The organism is Enterobacter cloacae complex sp. SHL020 (genome assembly GCF_049236945.1).
Lineage (GTDB): Bacteria > Pseudomonadota > Gammaproteobacteria > Enterobacterales > Enterobacteriaceae > Enterobacter > Enterobacter dykesii.
This window is the reverse complement of record NZ_JBMKJF010000004.1, coordinates 211,867-232,159: the sequence shown is the minus strand read 5'-3', so window position 1 is coordinate 232,159 and position 20,293 is coordinate 211,867. Positions and strand designations below refer to the sequence as shown.

Annotated in this window: 17 protein-coding genes and 1 tRNA gene; 3 read left to right on the top strand and 15 right to left on the bottom strand. The window is 51.8% G+C overall.

Annotation, left to right across the window (positions count from 1 at the left end; all coding sequences use genetic code 11):
• The first annotated feature begins 328 nt into the window (after positions 1–328).
• Positions 329–1,651, top strand: a complete 1,323-nt coding sequence (gene fadL / locus ACOTZB_RS12655; protein ID WP_047652592.1) for a long-chain fatty acid transporter FadL — start codon at positions 329–331, stop codon at positions 1,649–1,651.
• Between the two features lie 44 nt (positions 1,652–1,695).
• On the opposite strand, the gene mlaA is transcribed toward fadL, so the two are convergent.
• Positions 1,696–2,448: a phospholipid-binding lipoprotein MlaA gene (gene mlaA, locus ACOTZB_RS12650; protein ID WP_337281352.1), complete on the bottom strand. Its 753-nt coding sequence runs from the start codon at positions 2,446–2,448 to the stop codon at positions 1,696–1,698.
• Positions 2,449–2,762: 314 nt separating this feature from the next.
• Between mlaA and ACOTZB_RS12645 the strand changes: the two genes are divergently transcribed.
• Together ACOTZB_RS12645 and ACOTZB_RS12640 are read left to right on the top strand one after the other, a co-directional pair.
• Positions 2,763–3,692, top strand: coding sequence for a formate/nitrite transporter family protein (locus ACOTZB_RS12645; RefSeq protein ID WP_368525114.1), 930 nt, complete (start codon positions 2,763–2,765; stop codon positions 3,690–3,692).
• A 75-nt stretch (positions 3,693–3,767) separates the two neighbouring features.
• A tRNA-Arg gene (locus tag ACOTZB_RS12640) sits at positions 3,768–3,839 on the top strand.
• 49 nt (positions 3,840–3,888) lie between these two features.
• Here the strand turns inward: ACOTZB_RS12640 and ACOTZB_RS12635 are convergent.
• From ACOTZB_RS12635 to ACOTZB_RS12570, 14 genes are all read right to left on the bottom strand, one after another.
• The gene (locus tag ACOTZB_RS12635) at positions 3,889–5,220 is read right to left on the bottom strand and encodes a VasL domain-containing protein (RefSeq protein WP_421627293.1); all 1,332 of its coding nucleotides are present in this window, start codon (positions 5,218–5,220) and stop codon (positions 3,889–3,891) included.
• Positions 5,221–5,323: 103 nt separating this feature from the next.
• Positions 5,324–5,794, bottom strand: coding sequence for a hypothetical protein (locus ACOTZB_RS12630; protein WP_421627292.1), 471 nt, complete (start codon positions 5,792–5,794; stop codon positions 5,324–5,326).
• A 13-nt stretch (positions 5,795–5,807) separates the two neighbouring features.
• Positions 5,808–6,260 carry a type VI secretion system baseplate subunit TssE gene (gene tssE, locus ACOTZB_RS12625; RefSeq protein ID WP_421627291.1) on the bottom strand — a complete coding sequence of 151 codons (453 nt, stop codon included), beginning with the start codon at positions 6,258–6,260 and terminating at the stop codon, positions 5,808–5,810.
• Positions 6,253–6,789: a type VI secretion system lipoprotein TssJ gene (gene tssJ, locus ACOTZB_RS12620; RefSeq protein ID WP_421627290.1), complete on the bottom strand. Its 537-nt coding sequence runs from the start codon at positions 6,787–6,789 to the stop codon at positions 6,253–6,255. Before tssJ ends, tssE begins: the two co-directional genes overlap by 8 nt.
• Positions 6,770–7,873, bottom strand: a complete 1,104-nt coding sequence (tssG, locus tag ACOTZB_RS12615) for a type VI secretion system baseplate subunit TssG (RefSeq protein ID WP_421627289.1) — start codon at positions 7,871–7,873, stop codon at positions 6,770–6,772. Before tssG ends, tssJ begins: the two co-directional genes overlap by 20 nt.
• Entirely contained in the window at positions 7,828–9,591 is a 1,764-nt protein-coding gene (tssF, locus tag ACOTZB_RS12610) for a type VI secretion system baseplate subunit TssF (protein WP_421627288.1), read from the bottom strand. Before tssF ends, tssG begins: the two co-directional genes overlap by 46 nt.
• Positions 9,592–9,611: 20 nt before the next feature.
• A complete protein-coding gene (gene tssA / locus ACOTZB_RS12605) occupies positions 9,612–11,207 on the bottom strand; it encodes a type VI secretion system protein TssA (protein WP_421627287.1) in 1,596 nt (531 codons plus the stop codon).
• Positions 11,207–14,620 carry an ImcF-related family protein gene (locus ACOTZB_RS12600; protein WP_421627286.1) on the bottom strand — a complete coding sequence of 1,138 codons (3,414 nt, stop codon included), beginning with the start codon at positions 14,618–14,620 and terminating at the stop codon, positions 11,207–11,209. The genes tssA and ACOTZB_RS12600 overlap by 1 nt, the downstream gene beginning before the upstream one ends.
• The gene (locus tag ACOTZB_RS12595) at positions 14,607–15,767 is read right to left on the bottom strand and encodes a hypothetical protein (RefSeq protein ID WP_421627285.1); all 1,161 of its coding nucleotides are present in this window, start codon (positions 15,765–15,767) and stop codon (positions 14,607–14,609) included. The genes ACOTZB_RS12600 and ACOTZB_RS12595 overlap by 14 nt, the downstream gene beginning before the upstream one ends.
• 3 nt (positions 15,768–15,770) lie before the next feature.
• Positions 15,771–16,037, bottom strand: coding sequence for a PAAR domain-containing protein (locus tag ACOTZB_RS12590; RefSeq protein ID WP_421627284.1), 267 nt, complete (start codon positions 16,035–16,037; stop codon positions 15,771–15,773).
• 25 nt (positions 16,038–16,062) lie between these two features.
• Positions 16,063–16,821 (bottom strand): hypothetical protein, encoded by a 759-nt coding sequence (locus ACOTZB_RS12585; RefSeq protein ID WP_421627283.1) that lies wholly within the window; start codon positions 16,819–16,821, stop codon positions 16,063–16,065.
• A 3-nt stretch (positions 16,822–16,824) separates the two neighbouring features.
• Complete coding sequence (locus ACOTZB_RS12580; protein WP_421627282.1) at positions 16,825–17,592, bottom strand: hypothetical protein; 768 nt, start codon at positions 17,590–17,592, stop codon at positions 16,825–16,827.
• 2 nt (positions 17,593–17,594) lie between these two features.
• Positions 17,595–18,362 carry a hypothetical protein gene (locus ACOTZB_RS12575; RefSeq protein ID WP_421627281.1) on the bottom strand — a complete coding sequence of 256 codons (768 nt, stop codon included), beginning with the start codon at positions 18,360–18,362 and terminating at the stop codon, positions 17,595–17,597.
• Entirely contained in the window at positions 18,355–20,292 is a 1,938-nt protein-coding gene (locus ACOTZB_RS12570; protein WP_421627280.1) for a lipase family protein, read from the bottom strand. Before ACOTZB_RS12570 ends, ACOTZB_RS12575 begins: the two co-directional genes overlap by 8 nt.
• Between the last annotated feature and the right edge of the window lies 1 nt (position 20,293).

Sequence of the window (20,293 nt, the reverse complement as noted above, 5' to 3'; positions counted from 1 at the left end):
ATGCTGATATTTTACGCCCCGGAGCGGGCGCTCTCCAGCCGTTAATGGCGCAAAAGCGGATAAGTGACCAATATCACACTAAAAAATGATCTAAAACAAAAACCACCCTTATGGGTGAGTATTGATGGTCACAATTTTGCCAACCAGATCTCGTTTCACGAAACATGTTTGAAAATATTAATAAACAAACTTGCAACATTCTGGCTGGTCAGACCTATACTCTGGCCACTGGTCTGATTTGTCTGTCATACCTCAGACCCTACACTTCGCGCTCCTGTTACGGTATGTAACAATTATTGAATAAAAATAACTCAATGAGGTTATGGTCATGAGCCAGAAAACCCTGTTCAACAAGACTGCGCTGGCAGTCGCAGTGGCACTCGTCTCCACTTCCGCCTGGTCAGCGGGCTTTCAGTTAAACGAATTTTCTTCCTCTGGCCTTGGCCGTGCGTATTCCGGGGAAGGCGCTATTGCTGATGATGCGGGTAACGCGAGTCGTAACCCCGCGTTGATCATGATGTTCGATCGTCCGACTTTCTCTGCCGGTGCAATTTTTGTCGATCCAGGTGTTGATATATCGGGCCGTTCTCCGACAGGTGCCGATCTGAAATCGGATAACATTGCCCCAACGGCATGGGTTCCAAACATGCACTTCGTGGCGCCGATTAACGACCAGTTCGGCTGGGGCGCATCCGTGACCTCTAACTATGGTTTAGCAACCGAGTTCAATAACGACTATGCAGCTGGAGCGTTTGGCGGTAAAACCGACCTGGAAACCCTGAACCTGAACCTGAGCGGTGCTTACCGTCTGGATAGTCACTGGAGTTTCGGCGTTGGCTTTGACGCTGTGTATGCTAAAGCCAAGATCGAACGTTATGCGGGCGACCTGGGTAAAGTCGTCGCTGGCTCAGGCGCACTTCCTCCAGCCCTGGCACAGCGAGTGGCTGGTATCCCGGCAGACACTCAGATCGCTTATCTGAAGGGCGATGAGTGGGGCTTTGGCTGGAACGCCGGTATCCTTTATGAACTCGATAAAAACAACCGTTACGGCTTAACCTACCGTTCCGAAGTAAAAATCGACTTTGATGGAGATTACAAAAGCAGCCTCCCTTCTGCCTATAACCAGATCCTCGGCAACTTCGGTCTGCCGATGGGCACCAATGGCCAAACCACTGGCGGCTCTCTGAGCCTGCACTTACCAGAAATGTGGGAATTGTCAGGTTATAACAAAGTGGCGCCACAGTGGGCAGTTCACTATAGCCTGACCTACACCAGCTGGAGCCAGTTCCAGGAGCTGAAGGCGACCAATAGCAACGGCGACACGCTCTTCTATAAAGATGAGAGCTTCCGTGATGCTTACCGCATCGCGCTGGGGACCACCTACTATATGGATGACAACTGGACATTCCGTACCGGTATTGCCTTCGATGATAGTCCGGTACCAGCAGACAAACGCTCTATCTCAATTCCGGATCAGGACCGCTTCTGGCTGAGCGCAGGTGCGACCTATGCATTCAATAAAGATGCATCTATTGATGCAGGCATCTCTTATATGCACGGTCAAAAAGTTAACTTCAAGGAAGGTCCGTATGAGTTCTCTTCCGAAGGTAAAGCTTGGCTGTACGGCATGAACTTCAACTACGCGTTCTAATTGCGCAGGAATCAAAAAAGGTGAGCATTGCTCACCTTTTTTATTTACTCCGAATCGATATCTTTTAGTTCGTTTTCGATCGCCTTCGCGTTTGGATTCTCTTCCGGCTTCAGCTTGCCGCCGTTGGCAATAAAGTCATGATTCTGGAAGTACGCTTCACGCACCATAATATACGGGTCAGAAGACTGGCGCAGCAGGCCATCAGAGTCGAGCAGTTGTGCGCGGGTTTCAATCCCTTCCACCGTCCATTTACCCACCGACAGCGGCCAGGTCAGCCATGACAAGACCGGATACAGCGTATCCGCCATATCGCCGCCATCATCACGGAGGGTGAAACTACCGTAGAACGGTAAATGCACGTACGGACCATACCCTACGCCATAGTGTCCCATTGTGCTGCCGAAACGGTGCGGCTGTTCACGCTGCAGTTTCTGGTTAGCCATACCTGCTACATCAATAAAGCCACCCATCCCCAGAATGGAGTTCAGGAAGAAGCGGGTAAAGTGGACCATCCCCTGATACGGGTCGCCCTGCAGGAAGTAGTTCACCATTACCGCAGGCTCTTCGAGGTTGCTGGTAAAGTTACTTAGCCCGTTACGCGCAGGTTGTGGAACATAATCGCGCCATGCTACTGCTACCGGACGAACCACATACGGGTCCAGTACGTTGTAGTTGAAGCTATACATTGAGCGGTTAAATCCTTCGAGAGGATCGGAGCGTCCCGTTTGCTCACCGGAGCTGGCGCAGCCCACAAGCATCGTCGCGCCAAGCGCAAGCGCCGACAGCCGAAGTTTCATAAATATCTCCCTGTTCAGTATGGCTATCGTTGATTGCCATCCGTAACGGAGCCGTTAATGCTCCGTCTGTAAACGTGCAAGCGATTGTAACAGCACGTTTACCGATGTCTATGAGCACAATTACGGGCAGTAACCACCGTGACTCTGATCTCAGCATAGCCTGGCTTTTGGAATTCGTTTCGCTGGCAATTTTATAATGTCTTTGAAAGAGATGTATCACCTTTGTTGTCATTGCTGACAATTTAAGAGCATCCCCACAGGCATCCCGATAAAAGCCGCTACGCTTAAGAGAAAGACAACCTCCGGGAGCAGATATGAAAGATGTAGGCGAAGAAAAAATTGGCGAGAGCAGTGAGGATCTTGAAATTGAAAGTGAGGAGAAAGCGCGCGGCGAGAAGATAGAAATTGATGAAGATCGCCTCCCCTCCCGCGCAATGGCTATCCACGAGCATATACGCCAGGATGGTGAAAAGGAGATGGAGCGCGACGCGATGGCCCTCTTCTGGTCAGCCATCGCTGCCGGGCTCTCAATGGGCGCATCTCTGCTTGCGAAAGGGATATTTCATGTGCAGCTGGAAGGCGTACCCGGTGGATTTTTACTGGAAAATCTCGGCTATACCTTCGGCTTTATTATTGTCATCATGGCCCGCCAGCAGCTGTTTACCGAAAACACGGTGACCGCCGTTCTGCCGGTGATGCAAAACCCCACACTCGGTAATTTCGGTTTATTGATGCGGCTCTGGAGCGTGGTCCTGCTGGGTAATATTATCGGCACGGGCATCGCGGCGTGGGCGTTTGAATATATGCCGATCTTTGATGAACCCACCCGGGATGCGTTTGTGAAAATCGGCATGGACGTAATGAAAAACACGCCGGTCGAGATGTTCTCAAACGCCATCATCTCTGGCTGGATTATCGCCACGATGGTCTGGATGTTTCCTTCAGCGGGAAACGCCAAAATTGTGGTGATCATATTGATGACCTGGCTGATTGCGCTGGCGGACACCACGCATATAGTGGTCGGTACCGTTGAAATCCTCTATCTGGTCTTTAACGGTACGCTTCACTGGAGCGATTTTTTCTGGCCGTTTGCCCTTCCGACGCTGGCGGGAAACATTTGCGGCGGAACGTTTATCTTCGCGCTGTTAAGCCATGCCCAAATTCGTAACGACATGTCGAACAAACGCAAAGCTGAGCTTAAGGCACGGGAAAATGATGATAAATCGACAAAAAAATCGACCTGAATGGTGACTCTTTGAGCAGTCATGCGGCGATGCGCTTAACGCAAAGTGTAAATAAGGCTATACTCGTGCCGCCTCGTCCCCTTAGTTAAATGGATATAACGAGCCCCTCCTAAGGGCTAGTTGCAGGTTCGATTCCTGCAGGGGACACTTTACCCTCCCGCTTTTTTCAGCACATTCGTCTGTCTACCGCCAGAATTCACTGAGCAGAAGAATCCTGTTTTATTTGAGCGTAACGCGTTGCCAGCTGTTTAAGACGTAACTCCAGTTGCGTCTTTTCAGCTTCAGGAAGCGCATCACCTGCTGGATGCTGTGACAGACGCCTGAGCTGTTCTTCAGCCGGTATCGTTTGGTTAAAGGACTGTATAGTCGAAAAAACCACCGATTTAAGCTCGCTTACCGTGATGTATTTTCCTTTTTGCTCGTCCAGACTACTCAGCCGGTGACTCAGTTGCTGAAGCGTCATCATTCCCTGATACCAGCTGTTCATTGCGTCGACAGGTAACGCTGCCGCGTTAAATTTTTGCTGCCACTGCATTGTGAGCGATTTCGCCTCCTCCGGCCGCAATGTCTGGAGCTGTTCTAACAGCTGAAGGCTGTAGGAAATATTCCAGTCAGGAGGCAGTTTATCCAGGCGGGCAAGCTGCTGCTGCGTGTCTGTGATAAACGTGGACGGTAAACTACCTCGCAGTGTTAACGCGTTTTGCTGCACGGGCGTGAGCACTTCAGGTAACGGAGCCAGAGAGGCAAAAGCCTGAGTCGCCAGGGGGTCGGGTCTGGACAAAGAAATCCATCCCCAAGCCACAGCGATGCAAACCACCAGCGTAGAACACATCCCGGCAATAAAGGGCTTCAACTGTCTGACTGGCACGGGGGCTGTCGTGCGATCCTCTCCATTCGGCTGATTTTCCTGATGCACAACATATATCCATTTCACCTCTTCGATCGGTTCGGCTTTATCCAGAGGCGATTCGCTATCGGGCTTCATATTCACATTCAAATCTGATGCGTCATTACTGTTTTCCAGCCGTTCAGCATTTGAACGTATCAACGTTCGTAACGTATCGAACTGGCTAATGTGTTTGAGTTCAAGACGCTGGAGCACCGCGCTCAGGCTGGTAAGTAACGCTTCTGCACGATAAAGCTCACTAAGATGACTGCTGTTGAATGGAAGCATACGCATGCGCTGCTGCAGGCGCTGGCTAAGGCCGCTAAGGATTTCCATTCGAGCGTGTTGTGTCTTCGGCCATAAGGTGTGCCACTGGCGGCTAATCAGGGCCTCCAGAATCGCAAGCCCTTCATTCAGGCCAGCTAATCCAGACAGGTGAGTACGGGCAAGGGTGTACCAGGCTGCTGTCTGCAACTCCACACCGTTCTGTTCAAACATTGAGAGACAGAGTCTTTGGACATATTGCCAGTTCACATCAGGGCGAGCAGGATGTGTAAGCTTACTGAGTTCATCGCGGAGGGCGGCATAATCTGGCAGCGTACGCGGGTCGCCGCCGGTTTTTAACGTTATATGTTTGGTCATTCTGCAGGGCCTGCATATCCGTGTCGGTTAATATCGTCAGTTGATGTGTAAAGCAATTTTGCGTGTAGAAACGCAATGACTAATAAAGGAATGAATGTTATTGCTAGGGCAGCAGCGCTAAAATCAGGCCGAAAAAAACACCTTCATCAAATAGTTGTCCTGACTGAGGTGATGTATCAGGGGGAATAAAGATCCAGTCATTTACGCTCCCCACCCGCATGAACAGGCGTCCCTGAGAAATCACCTTATCCCCGAAACACAAAGTCACCTCGATACAACCTGCGACTCCCTGTCCATAAAGGAATATCGGCATAAACTTAACCGCCCGGTTACCATAACGCAGGACGATACCGGAAATATCAAAAGTCCCCCCCTCCACCAGCAGGTCCGGAACATATACCGCCAGTGGCTCTGCATTCAGTCCGGTATCTGTCAGCCACGCGTCCATTTGATCCTTAAGCTGAGCCATTCGCTGGCGAAACGCTGCAATGTCGGCCTGACTCTTGCTAACTGCGGGAACGGGTGAAGGTTGTTGCGCCTGCAACTTCTTCAGGAACTGTGATTTTACTGACATGGTGTTATCTGCCTTATATACGGAGAGTTGTGTCGAGATACTGCTGTTGCCTGAGATGCCGCAACAGGACCCGACCTTCGGGCATGAACTCAGTCCCGTAGCGCACCAGGCCAATCCCTTTAAGTTCAGCATCAATGGCATAGCGCAGCTCGCCGGGAATGTTCTGCTCCAGCAGAACAACGTCTATCTTTTTCAGGCGCGGTTCATATTTGAGCAGAACGGCAGACAATGTGCCCATGAGCTCATGAGCCGTTCCGGGCATCCCCTGCAGGATTTTTGTCATATCGGGCAGCCCGTAATCAGGCAGATGCGCCAGCGTGCCGGCGCGACAGTTGAGAACGCGCTGCATATTGTCCAGAACCGAAAGGATGATCTGGTTTTCTTCACTGACCTGATGCAGATCGAACCCACCGGTAAAATTGCCAAATAGCGTCTCGTAAAGCGAGGAATGGGGCGTCTCATTCATCTTTCAGCACCTGCATGGTCAGTTTGTTGTTCCCCGCCTCAATGACGCGTGCCTTATCCGGATCAAGGTCATCGCGACTCATCACCACACGCCAGGTATTGTTCTCCAGGTCCGGTGACATAAACATCCCGGCCACCGCCACGTACTGCGCATTTTCATCCATCGGCATATCGACCATCACCGCCCCCCCCGGCTGCAGTCGGATATCTTTCTCCGCCACAAGGTCTGCCTTGATGGCCTGACTGTCAGCCTTAAACAGCGACGGGTAGTCGGTGGTATCGAAGGTTTTGCGGTCCTTAAGCTGGTAGATGCGCACCACCGTCGACAGAGCCACGCCGCCGGCATTGCTGTTCACTGCCTCCCGGGCACGTATATCCAGATGCAGGGTCTTTATCTGCTTATAAAAAATCGACTTGGTCACAGCAACGGTGCCGTCTGTCACTTTTTGCGTCAGCCCGCAGCCCGCCAGCATCAAGGTGATACCAGCGGCCAGCGCAGCCAGAGGAAATTTACCAGCGGTAATCGCCATCTTCATCGGTCTCCCTGCGGTGAATATTTTCCTGTACCCGCTCATAGCGGCCAAGATTGATGGTTATGGTTTTTGGGTGTGATGCGGTCTTAGCCGCATTCAGCGGTCGCATCACTGCGGTGCGGCCCAGTTGCACTGCGCCGGCGTTGGGTTTAGCGTTCATCGTCGCGTCCGGCAGCAGACTACGGTCGACGGATAGCTGCAGGCGGACATCCAGGCGAGTCCCAAGATACACATGCAGCAGCGTCATCAGGTCCGAGTGAAGCTCCCCGCCCGGTAACCAGCCCAGCACTTCAGTTGAGTCAGTGGTTGTCAGGCGTATCAGCACCTGGCTGTTTACGTCGGTGGCATAGTTACCCATCACCGGACGGTTTGTCAGCGTGACAGGCTGGCTGACGCTCATAACCAAAAGTTTCTTCAGAGGCACACGGCGTTTGTCATGGTGCCAGATTTTCGCCTGCGTGTTGGGTGCCAGGAGTCGCACCAGCGAGGCCATGCCTTCTGCGGTACGCCCCGGCAGCAACATAACCGGCAGCAGCGCCAGAAAGCGCGAAGCCGGGGTCGCGATGCTGTCCGTGCAGCCGTTAATCCCAAGCCCGGCCAGTCCCAGCAGGTACTGCGAGGTTTTGTCCTTACCGCCTTCTTCGAAGGTCGCCGGGTATGAATATTTACGCCAGATACGGTAGTACTGAGCAATCAGCCGGTGGTTGAAGATATCGAGGAAGTCCGCGGTGGCCTCATACCCTTCCCGGCGCTGGGTGATGTCATCGATATAGTGCGTTGGCAGCGGGGATTCCACGCCGTAGAGCCCCATAAAGGTGGTACGGATTGTGGGTGGAAGGTGCGGATGTTCCGATAGCTCTGCCCCTTTGATTTCAGAGGCCGGGAACCCCATCCCCGAATGGGGCCGAAAGCGCACCGGCTCATGACGTACCTGCCAGGTGCTGCCGGTGACGGGTTTATCCGGCTGGCTCTGCTCCAGTAGCTGACAGAAACGGTAAAAATTCATGTGCGGCAGCCGGTCGCCCAGTTGCGCTATCAGCCGGGCAGACGCGGACTGTGATTCTCTTTCCACCGGATGCATTTTCCTTCTGGCTGAACAATGAGGGTGAGCTGGTTGAACTGGTTCATATCGGCATACAGCGCAAAGAATCGGTTGAGCATTTCACCGAACAGGTGAATGTCACCCTCACCGGTGAAACCGTTGCTGTCGAGGGTTACTTCGATATCCAGCCCCCGAAGCAGGTAGCCCTGTTCAAAACGTTGAAGGCGATGGTGCTCTACATGCTGAATCGCCTCCAGACGCCGGGTGTTCAGTTCATCTTCCTGCCAGTTGTAGAGCGCAAGCGTCCCGCGCAGCACTTCGGCGGTACTCATCATGTTCAGGAAACCGGATCCCAGGTGGCTCAGAACCCGCCAGTGAAACCGGTCTTCGGAAGGCGGATAGACTGGCAGCGTTGGTTTGCAGAGATTACGTACTGAAAGTTGTGTACTGACCACCTGCTCACAGCGGTCAAGCAGCGTACTCTGTAGTGCACGGCGCGGCAGCTGGCCGTTGGTGCCAGTGATTTGCAGCGATACGGCTTCACGCTCAAAGAGGCGGTCCTCTTCCCACTGGTGTCCCCCAAGGATAAGCCAGGTGTCATACAACCCGGTCACGCTGCGCTTCACGCGGGTGTGGTAGTAACGGGGTGGTGCATGACGGCGCATCATCCCGCCCTTGTGCCTGAAGCTGCTGAACGGCACATACTCAGCGTCACTGGTCCGGTTTGAGCCTGTCACCGAATCCACCGAATAAATCTCGGTGTGTCCGTCCTGCAGACGTTTGGGGCGCAGCAGGTACTCACTTTCAAGCCCGGTAATGGTGAGCGGGTCAGCTTCCAGTGTGAATAGGTTAATCACCGGCACACAGTGCAGACGAACTGCGTCATCGGTGACCGGCAGCTCTGATGGCCACGGTGTGCTGAACACGACTTCGATGTCGAAATACTCCGCTCCGGCAGGGGGTGTAATGCCATCCAGGCCGTTGAGGTGGACAAACATAAACTTGTCACGGAAGGTGAAATACTCCAGCAGCAGTTGGTAACCACTGAAGGCGGTATCGCCTTTCGGCCACAGTCCATCTTCCTCAGCAAATCCTCCCGGCGAGAAGTACCCGTCAAGGCGAATGCGGTCGATTTGTCCGGGCAGGCGCATATACAGGGCAGCCTGTCGCCTGGTCAGCATCAGATGTAACTGACTGCTGACAGGCGCATCCGCGCCGAGATAGAGACTCAGGTGGCTGAGATCAGCATGGGACCAGTCCGCCTGTGTGCTGCAGGCAAAGCGCATCCGCAGCAGCGAACGCCCGTCAGGCTCAGTGGTCATGGTTATCCCTGAGATGTTCAACGGATTGAGCATCACATCGCGAGTGGTGCGGTAGCGGCAGACTGCATTCTTCGGCCCTACCGGGCGGGAGTAAACTTCCAGACCCGCGGGCATGACTTCCGCCATCTTCACGGCCTGAAGCACTGGCGTGAACGCCACCACCGAGAGTGACGGAATGGTTCGCAGGTAGTGTGGCCAGAGCATACTGACCAGCCCCTCAGTCAGTTCCGGCAGGTCGTCGTCAATCTTCTCCCGCAAGCGTCCGATCGAAAAAGCAAAGCCCTCAAACAGACGTTCTACATACGGATCGGGTGTGCCGGCCTTATCCAGGTCGAGCATTGCTGCGCGATCGGGATGGGTTTGAGCGAACTCTTTCGCGGCTTCACGCAGGTACCGCATTTCTGCGTCGTAATAACGCAGGGTCAAATCTTCCATTTATTTCTGTTCCTGTGGATTTAACCGCAAAGCACGGCGGCACGGGCTGGATCGACGGCGATCAGTCCGGCAAGTAACTGGTCCATTACTGGTGTAAGGCGGGCCTTTTCAGCCTCGCTGCGACCGGCTTTCAGACGCAGGAGTTTCAGATGGCGGGCCTGCACCTCAAACATCAGCTCAGGCTCCCAGTTACTGAGGGTCACTTCTCTTGCACGTTCACCCAGCTCAGCAAACAGGTGTACCGCCAGGTCATTTTTACCGTACTGCTCAGCAATGCGCCCCATCAGCAGACGCAACAGCCACTTCTGACGATCGGTGGTCATGCCCGGCCGGGTCTGCAACCAGCCTAGCGCGGCATCCGGGCCTTCACTGTCGGCCAGCGCCACGGCTTCCGGCTCCAGCGCCAGAATGTCATCGTTACCGGCGGTGGCCGGGGCTAATGGCGTATCGTTGTCCCACCCACCAGTGGTATCAATCACGCTATTCTGGATCCAGTTCAGCGTCACTTCGTCCGCAAACGGTGTACCGTCACTGAACGCCAGTGTCTCCAGCCCGGACAGGCGAGACAGCAGCCCTTTCAGATCAGCCAAGACAATGTCGGCCAGCGTCTCCTGACCGGATTTCGTCAACGCCTGGTGGATGTACCACTGCAAATCCAGCCACAGGTGATTGGCTCCGCGGGAAAAGGTGCTGTCGGCCGTTTCCAGCATTTCAGCCCAGCTCTGCTGCAGGTAGAGGCGTTTGAGTAACGCGCGCTGATCCGCCCTTGGCGGCTCGATGCGTGTGCGCCCTTGCGCATTCGGGGCCGGAATGGCCCGCAGGGTGTCATGTCGCAGGCTTTTCATCAGATGGTGTGCTGACAGCCAGCCATCTGGCTGCTCGCGCAAGTATTCGGTGAGGGTGCGGGCCTGGGCCAGCAAATCCTGACCGGAGGTGATCCGCCCGATAGCCGGGGCATCGCTGCGGCTGGCAGCCGAAGGGGTTTCACTGGTACTGGCATTCTGCGGTACCACCGCATCCACGCCGCCCGCTTTCTGCAGACGGCTTTCCAGCGCGCTATAAAGCGCATTGAGTTCGGGACGGGTTTCATCCGGCTCATTCTCAATAAGCTGTGCTATCAGCAGCAGTGCACCGGTGGTTCGCATCGCATCGATCCTGACCACTTCCGGGTACAGGGAAAGCGAATCAGTCATGCGCGACCCGGCCAGCCATTCCAGTGCCGCCTTACGGCTGCGGTCACGTTGTGGGTGCAGCTGTGTATCAAAGCGTTCCAACAGACCAGCCAGCAGTTCGAGTCCTTCGGCCAGCCCCTGTTCACCTTCGAGGTGCAGCTTCGCCCAGCAGTAGTAGGTCGCCACACGGATATCTTTGGCGGTCGTGGTCAGCAACTTCTCTGCCAGCCGGCAGATGAGTTCGGTATCCGCTCCGGAGAGTTTGTTGACCTCTTCGCGCATCTGCTGGAAGTCATCGTCATAGCCCGGATCTTCGCCAGTGGGCGATTGCCCGGACAGCGGCTGCAGCCAGCTGTCCCACTGCGCCACACGCTCACGGGTTGCTACAAGTAATGGTTCCTGTTCTGCCCGGCAGGCACTGAGTAAGGCATTGAGCGTGCTCATCAGTAGACCTCCTCTGCATCACTGTTCGCACTGGCGACCTGGTCTGACGGTGCAACTTCGGTGGTGCTGAAGATGGTTTCCGGCAGACGGAAGTTACGCAGCTTCAGCAGCGCCAGCGGGCCTTCGCCTGCTTCAGTACGAAGGGTGTAGTTAAGCGTGCGACCGTCCTGGGCTTTCCAGCTCAGACTGTAGCTGCTGCCGACACCCGGGTACGCACTGACCGCGGCTTTATCAAGCAGGCGTATCCAGCCCCAGGCGCCGGGAATATCGGCGTACTGGCGGGTGCCCGCCTGCGTGCTGATCCAGCTGAGGTTCGCACCAGGGTCTTCAGTATCCGCAGGCCAGGTGAAGCGCTTCCACGCTGGCATCTGGTTCACATACGTCAGCTTCTGGCTGTCGATGATCATGTCGGTCTGCATCACGCCATCGGCGGTACCAGGACGCAGTTCGAAGTTCATGCCGGCATTGCCTTCGGTGAAGGCCACATCCGAGATGTGACTCAGGGTGTTAATGGCGTGGAGGAATGCCGGGTTAAAGGCGAGGCCCTGTGAGTTGATGCTGTCCGGTACCCAGTGGTTGCCCTCTCTGTGCAGCACACCTTTGAGGCGGGTCTGCAGGAATTGCGCGATACGCCCGGAATCTGCATTGAGGTATTTGGCGAGCAGCGGTAGAGAAACATCGCTGCTGGAGTTATTGAACGGGTAGCGGCCACCAAAGGCACTGTTCCACTCTGCCACCACCGCCTGCTGCCACTGAGCATTAAGGCTGTCAGCCGCCGGGGTCAGCACCTGCTGCCAGGCCTGTTCCATCGGATTCACAAACACCGTCCGACCAAAGCCGCTCCACTCCTGCCCCAGACCGGCGGCAATCAGGCTGCCGTAGTCACGGGTTTCGGTCAGGTCCACGGCCTTGCCCTGGAACACCGTCTGGGCAATGGTCTGAGTCATTGCCTGAGGGTCGGCAGCGTTGGTCACCTGCTGCAGACGCAGACGCACCTGCGTCACACGGGTCAGGTACGACTGCAGGCTCAGTTCCTGTGTACCTGTCCGGTTTTTGTCCATCAGCGCCAGTACCGGACCAAAGGTCGCATCCAGCGGGCCGTGAACACCTGCACTCTGGTCAATGGCATCCCTGTTGTCACCGCCCAGCAGATTTTTCGCTGATTTCAACAGTGAATCCGAAATAGCCTCACCGGTCTGGCCGGTACGGCCCTGTACATTCAGGGTATTCATCAGCGCCACCAGCGGCGACTGGCGCACGTCGGCCATCAGGGTCAACTGGTCAATGGAATCCGACAACGTGGTCGCCCGGTTCCAGCGCAGGCTGTTGAGGAACGCCAGCCACGCACCACCGAAATCAGCGAAGTAACGTTCCGTCAGACGCTTTTTCAGCGCTTCCGGCGAGGTCTCGTCCTGTTTATTCACCTGACGCTTGCTGTCAGTGAGCACCCAGTCGAGTTCGTCCCGGCGGGCCTTCACCACCTTCTCAATGGCGGGCTGAACGGCCTGCTCCCAGGCCTGGCGGGTAAACATGCCTGGTACAATTTCGGTGGTGCTGAACAGGCGGGCAGCATCGGTATCCCCAGTCATATCTTCAAGACGCATATCGACATACAGGTGCGCCACCTGAGAGAGCATATTCTGGTACAGAGTCGATTCGCTGTTACGTACGCCCATCAGGCGAACCAGCAGCGAGCGCGCCTGGCTGACCATGCTCTCATCTGCCTGCAATTTCCACTCAGGGTGCGCAACCAGCTGCGCGCCATAGAAGGACAGCAGTGACGGTGCCACACCCTGCCAGACGCCGTCTTTCACGCCATCACGTTTCGGCCAGTCGTGCAGCAACGCAGGGCTGAACCAGGCCGCATCCATGTGTTCCGGACGAGCCAGCATCAGGTAGAGTTTGAGCTGGTCATAAGTGGTTTTTGCCATCTGCTCACGCAGCGGGCTGCCCGGCGGCAGCGCGTTAAAGGCACTGACTTGTTTTTGCAGATGGTCTGCGGCCGCATCCCGCAATAGCGGTAACGCGCTGTCCTGATAGCGTGGCCAGAGTGCCGCCAGCAGGGCATTATTCTGGCTTAGCCCGGCCTTCTCGTACCACGGTACGCCGTGTTCTGAACGGTACTGCAGACGGCCCAGCGTTTTCTGGAGTTCAGACAGCGCGTGCAGGCGCTGCTCCAGCGGCTGATTCTGTCTGGCGGCAAGTGCGGCTTGGGCGTTCGCACCGGCAATCTGGCTGCGGTTGGTGACATACGCGATGCCCATCCACACAGCCCAGCCCACCATCGCCAGGACGACGAGAGACGCAAACACTTTGCGCCATGGAATGCCCGGTTTGCGCGGACGCAGTCCGGCAGGAAGCATCCGGACAGACTCCGGCAGAACATCCCAGCGCTTATCCATGCCCCAGTGATGCGGCACGGCACGTTCAGCACCGGCAGAAGGCTGACTGAACACCACACCAGCCAGCGGCAGCGGGCGGTACGGGTTGAGCATCACCGACAGCGGTGCGGTCAGGCTCTCCGGCTCACGAATGAGCTGGTCGGCAAGCATCAGCAGGAAGTTATGCTTCACCTCACCGCAGGTCTGCTGCAGACCCAGTGAGGTCAGGTCTGGCGTCAGGGCGGAGAGTTGCTCTGCCAGCCCTTCGGTGCGACAACCGGCAGGCAAAAGACAACCAGTAGCCTGAGTAATGCGCCCTTCCGGCTTACCGGCGCGCGGATGAAGGGACCAGACGTAGAGAGGAAGTTTCCAGCCAAGCGTTTCCATACGCGCGCTGATGGCATGAGACAGGGAATCCATGGTGCTTTCTGAAGGAACCGGTAGCGGCTGCTCCAGCCCAGGTGCTGAGAGCTGGTCAAAGGCCGAGGTGACCCATACCATGCCATCCACCGGACGACGGCGCAGCTTACGCAGCGCGGTCAGCCAGGCACTATCTGCTGGTGTATTGAGGTCACCGCCCCACAGCAATAGTGTGCCGCGGTCTTCCTGCCAGAGCTGAGTTGTAAGGCCCGGAGTCAGTTGCTCCACTTCAGCGGCCGTACCGGTTATCAGCAGGATGCGAGTTTTACGCCCCCAGCGCCGATCGTAGAGGTTACGCATGGCTTCACGGATAGTATCCACAGTGACATTGCGTGGCGGAGTCCGGGCAACTCTTGATTCATCAGAGGGCAGCGCATTGTTCTTCTGCTCTCGCCAGCGATGATACTTTTCCTTCATAAACCGGAACATAAACGGTGTATAGAAAATAATCAGCAGGACTATCCATACGGCAACAAATGCAAGCACTTGCTTCAGTCGGGTATCAAGGCCATGCGAGGGGCCGAAATGAAGGATCAAGGCCACTATAATCGCTGAGATGCAGGCTATTATGCCAGCAAGCCCTCCTCTGCTCCATGTACTACCCGGCATCATTATTTTCACTCCCTGAGGTAACAGTACTGACAAAACGATCAGCACCTGAGGTAAACAACCCTAAAACAGGTTTGTTGCTGACGGACACAATGTCGGCCAGTAATGTAGCTAGAAGCCACGCACTCCCGCCCCCTGGAATTCCGTTATATTTTTCCAGTACATCAATTTCCTGGGGCACCCACGGTGTCAGATGTGATTGAGACGCGGTCATTAGATCAGCAAACCCGTCATTCCAGTGCCCGTAATCACAGAACACGTTTGACGTCTGACAGGCGATCGTTTGTGTTTCGAGGAACAACCTCATATCAGCCCTGAAATTTGTCATGTTCAGCGGCATCGGTCGCAATATGCGGGCGGAGTGTGAAAGCTGGTATTTTTCAGCAACATCATCGCTGGTAAGAACCATCGCTGCGAGTGCATCGGAATACAGTTCAGCACCCTGGTTCTGCAATATCAGGATCAAATCAATATCGAAAACGGGATTTTTAAGGCGCTCCTCGACCCAGTCAAAAGAAAGGGCTTCACAACATGAAACTGAACCTGTTAGCGCACGCCCAGGGTAAATTTTCCCCCATGATTTGCGAAACCGGGTATCGAAGTCTGACGAAATCATGTCGCTCACAATGGTAACGTTGAACGGCACTGACGCAGGCAACAACGCGATCGCGTTTTGTACACCGGCCAGACCCAGTTCGAGCAAGGAGGTGGACGTCGTCGATTTCGCATCAAAATGGCTGGTCAGTGAAAGCAATTGCGGCGCATCTGCAGCATCTGATTTAGCAATGGCGTCAGAGGTCACTCCGGAAGGCAGCAGTATGCTGCTTCCCAGTACGGCCAGATAGCGTCCAGCCCAGGCTTCCCACTGTTGCTGCCCGTATTCAGCCTCCTTCTGTAAAAACTGATGTTCATTGACTGTTCTGCCCCACAGCCATCCCCGCAAGCAAAACAGGAAAAACCAGCCAAGAACCGGGCTGGATGCCAGCCACCAGATATTGAATACAACCAGTGCCTTAAACAAGCCTGATGCATGCAGAATAAACAGCAAAATACCCACAACTGCGGCCCCGCCCCCTGCCAACAGCCATCCCGTAAAAGATGGCTCAGGAGGCAACTCCGTTGTTGTTGCTTTCGTCCTTTCCCAGCCCATTGATTATCCTACTGTGCTGTTTTGAGCACTTGAAATTACAGTACAACCGCACTGGCATTTACAGCCATCGACGACAACAGCGCGACCGTTAAATGTCCGGTGCGGTGATCCTTCTACAATAGGATTTGTTCCATGCCCTTCTATCGGGCAGCTGATCATATCGCCAACTAACGCGGCCTTTTTCCCGTCAACAGTAATATTGGAAGAGGCGGAGATCACTTTTCCACCGTGAGAAGTTTTGTCTCCGATCAATACGATGCCATTGGACATAATAAACACCTTATTTTATTAGCAGTTACTTTGCATTGATTTTATTAAAATCAAGAATTATTGTACCTTCTGGCGCTACACTTCCATCCGGATAAATTATCTTCGCGTATGAGCCTGGCTCCTTCTTTGCCACTCCAATATACCGTGTGACTTTTGACTCATCTAACCTAGGGATAAAACTAACCTTATTAGTCCCATCCGCCTTCAAGGAGATAAAACTTTTCTCACCTAAAAGTGATAAACTAGTTTCAGTAGAGTTTAATTTCCTCTCCCTTATACATGGGTAATATATTGGTGACAAATTAACATCGCCATGAACCGTCTTGAAAAGACCATTTTTTGTTGCATTATCATCAAACGCGATTGTTGCACCAACAGCAGTTCCCGGTACCAACCCCTTACCAAGGTGAGTTGCATCAATATATTCAATACCCAAATTGAATTCACTCAATTGCCAATTACACTTACCACCGCCATCTTTAGCTATTTTTGCGACCCACGTATCTGAATCACTTTGTTTCTGAAGTGGAATTTCAACTGGATTATATCCCACCTTCTCATAATGCTGACCATCCCGCATACTCATCAACTCACGCTTACACGTCGTCGATACGTAGAGCACCTCAAGAGGAAAAGGTTTCGTATACGATGAAGGGTTCTTTATTTCGATATTTACCCATTCCGTATTTGATGGCGGAGAAAGTGTACGATCATCCGCACTGACACAACTAGCAATAAAGAACATTAGCCCACAGAGAAATAACTTATTTATAAGTTTTCCCACAAATCAATCCTTCAATCTGCTTACATTGGGGTGGGTTGATCCATCAGATACAACTGAGCCATCAGGGTAGACGATTTTGTAAAACTCTCCGACTTTATGCTCTTTTGGTGCAATCATTTTAACCAACTTAGATTCATCAAGAGTTGGCGTGAATTTTATCTGAATGCTTTTGGAAGAGGAAATCATCTTTATTTTCATAAAGTTTTTCTCTCCAAATAAATTCAATATATCATTTGTGCTGATACGCTTATTACTTTGTATCAAGGGGTAATACGCAGGTGATAAAACGAGCTCAGAATCTTGAATTACTTTAAATAGGCCATTTTTTGTTGCATTGTCATCAAACGCGATTGTTGCACCAACAGCAGTTCCCGGTACTAAACCATTCCCGAGATGAGTAGCATCAGTATATTCAATACCAAAACTGAACTCACTCAGTCTCCAGTTACACTTACCGCCGCCATCTTTTGCTATTTTTGCAATCCATATATCGGATGAGTTCTTTTCCTGAAGAGGTATTTTTATTGGATTAAGCCCTATCTTCTCATAATGCTGTCCATCTCGCATACTCATCAATTCACGCTTGCACGTCGTTGATACGTATAACACTTCAAGAGGAAAAGGCTTTGTATACGAAGACGGGTTTTTTATCTCAATATTAACCCAGCCAGTATTTAGTGGCGGTGACAGCGTACGATCATCTGCACTGACACAACTAACAATAAAGGACATTAACGTGCAGAGGAATAACTTATTTATAAGTTTCTCCATAATTAATCCTTCAATCTGTTTACATCAGGGTGAGTTGTCCCATCAGACACAACAGTGCCATCAGGGTAGATAATTTTATAGTTTACCCCAACTTTTTGTTCTGTTGGAGCAATCATCCTGACGACTTTAGACTCATCGATTGTCGGTTCGAATTTAATTTGAACATTTTTTTCTGAAGATACTATCTTTTTCAGTAAAAAATCATCCTGACCAAATAAATTCAACGTATCATTCACGCTTACATCTTTATTACTATCTATCAAAGGGTAGTACATGGGAGATAAAATAAGTTCGGAACCTGTAAATATCTTAAATCGACCATTTTTTGTTGCATTGTCATCAAACGCAATAGTAGCACCAACGGCAGTTCCAGGAACCAATCCCTTACCAAGGTGGGTAGCTTCAATATATTCGATCCCCATATTGAACTCACTCAATTTCCAGTCACACTTGCCACCACCATCTCTTGCTACTTTTGCAATCCATACACCGGATGAGTTCTTTTCCTGAAGAGGTATTTTTATTGGATTGTGTCCCACCTTCTCATAATGCTTACCATCTCGCATACTCATCAACTCACGCTTGCACGTCGTAGATACGTACAACACTTCAAGAGGAAAAGGCTTTGTATACGCAGAAGGATTTTTTATCTCAATATTAACCCAATCAGAATTCGATGGTGGTGATAATGTTCTGTCAGTTGCCTGAGCGCATCCATTTAGCAATAAAGCAAACTGGATCAAGACGAATGAATTTAATCTCTTATACATTTTCTATGTCCTCTTCACCATAATGGCCAAATCTTTTAAGAGCATCGGAACCGGATGTGGCAGAGATGGTTGAGCTAAGCGAATTTTTTAGCAAATCCTCGAGCGAAAGAAACTTTTTATTCCTGTCAAACTCATTCTTAGGGATTTCACCTGAATAGTGGTCCATTTGTAAATTAAAGGATGCTACTTTATCGGCATGCTCAGTGAAGGCCTTTCCATCGCTTAATCCTTTTTCATAAGCTAACCCTAACAATTTATTATTTATATAGGGCATATAGGATGTCAGAAGATGATTTCCAACATTCGCAGGAATCCCTCTATTTGGATTCATGCCTTCGGGGAAAAATCCTTGAAGATCTTCCTTAGTTAGTGAAGCTTTAAAAGCCTTTTGATCTTGCCCGGATTGCCTGGCTTCCTGAAGCGCCAGCGAAGGAACAAGATAAAGCTTAACCTTTTCTGGAAGCCTTGCCTGAATGGTCATGCAATTTTTTGGGTAAGGAAGTTCAATACTACATTGTTGCCACTTTCTACTTTGAGTTGTGGTTAAAAATGCGACCGTATTCCCATGGTGCCAAAAATAGTCCCCCCACTCTACGACTTGCCAGGCGGTAAGCTCAACGACAGACCATAAAAAACCAAGCGTTGTTCCCAATGGCCCCCATAGTTTATATAACTGATTATCCAGATCGGCCTCTGGTGGAACTGATGGTACCGGGTCTTGATCGTTTACATGTCGATAGTGAATAATACTTGATAATGCATCTACAGCATTTTTAGTGAACGTCCTTGGCATACCGTATGTGTAAAGAAGTGGGTTCCTATTTTTTAACCTAGCAGAATGAATTAATGCCAGCGCTCCTCCTAAGCTATGCCCACAAATGAATAACTCTTTACCCGGTATTATTCTCGTTAGTTCAGTAAATTCCTTTTCAAATTTTCGTTCTATTAAGGTATAGCCTGCCCAAAAACCAGTATGCACCTTCCCGGCAGGAACTAATGAAGTACATTCCGATTTGATATTGCAACTATCGGACTCTACTGGCCTAAAAGAAGCATCAGTTATCCCATCAGTCAGGCTGGCAGTACCGCGCCACGCTATGATAATTTTATTTTTACTGTAAACATAATAAAGCTGGGTATCACCTTCAGGATCATCCGCTTTGCTCGAATCGATATCTATAGGAAGAAAGTATCTATCGGCATACGGTACATCAATTACTAATGCATTAATCATCGTTTTACCGATCTTTCTTGATGGTATGGTCGACAGATCCTGACATTTACTAATAAAATACTTAGTAATAATTTCTATATCATCATATGCCAAATCAGAGGCCAACCCTAAATTAACGGCATTGGCCATAGAGTAATCATTCTGGTGATGGAGAACTAACTCCCAGGCTCTAAACGGGCAAATTTCGATAACATGACGTTTTTCGAGTTCATTTGTTCTGACCTTAACGCCCTTAAATGAACTACTGATTGGAAAATGATATAGAGGCAACTCCTCCCCGTCTCTTAGTTGTAAATCAGGTTTTTCATGGCATAATTCGCCCACGACGGCATAGTGCCAAACATAGCCATTTTTCTCTGCTTTTGGACGAACGGTCGAATCTTTTATAGGATCCCTACCAACACGAAGAACGCGATTTTCCATTTCCTTTATCAGTTGATTACTGTCAAGTGTCAGTTTCAACTCAAGTCCATGGGGCATATCTATACGAATAAGTCCATTTGAATCGCTTTGACCTGAATGCGTAAAGTTATCGACTGGCCCAGAAACAGGATGAGAACTTTCGGCTACCCATGGCATATTCGCCACGGGATCGCCCAGCTCATCAACCAACTGAAATTCTACCCAGTAGGGCATCTGCTCTTCACATGGAGCATGGGGATTTTTACGGCAGAGTGAGGATACAGCGGTAGTCATG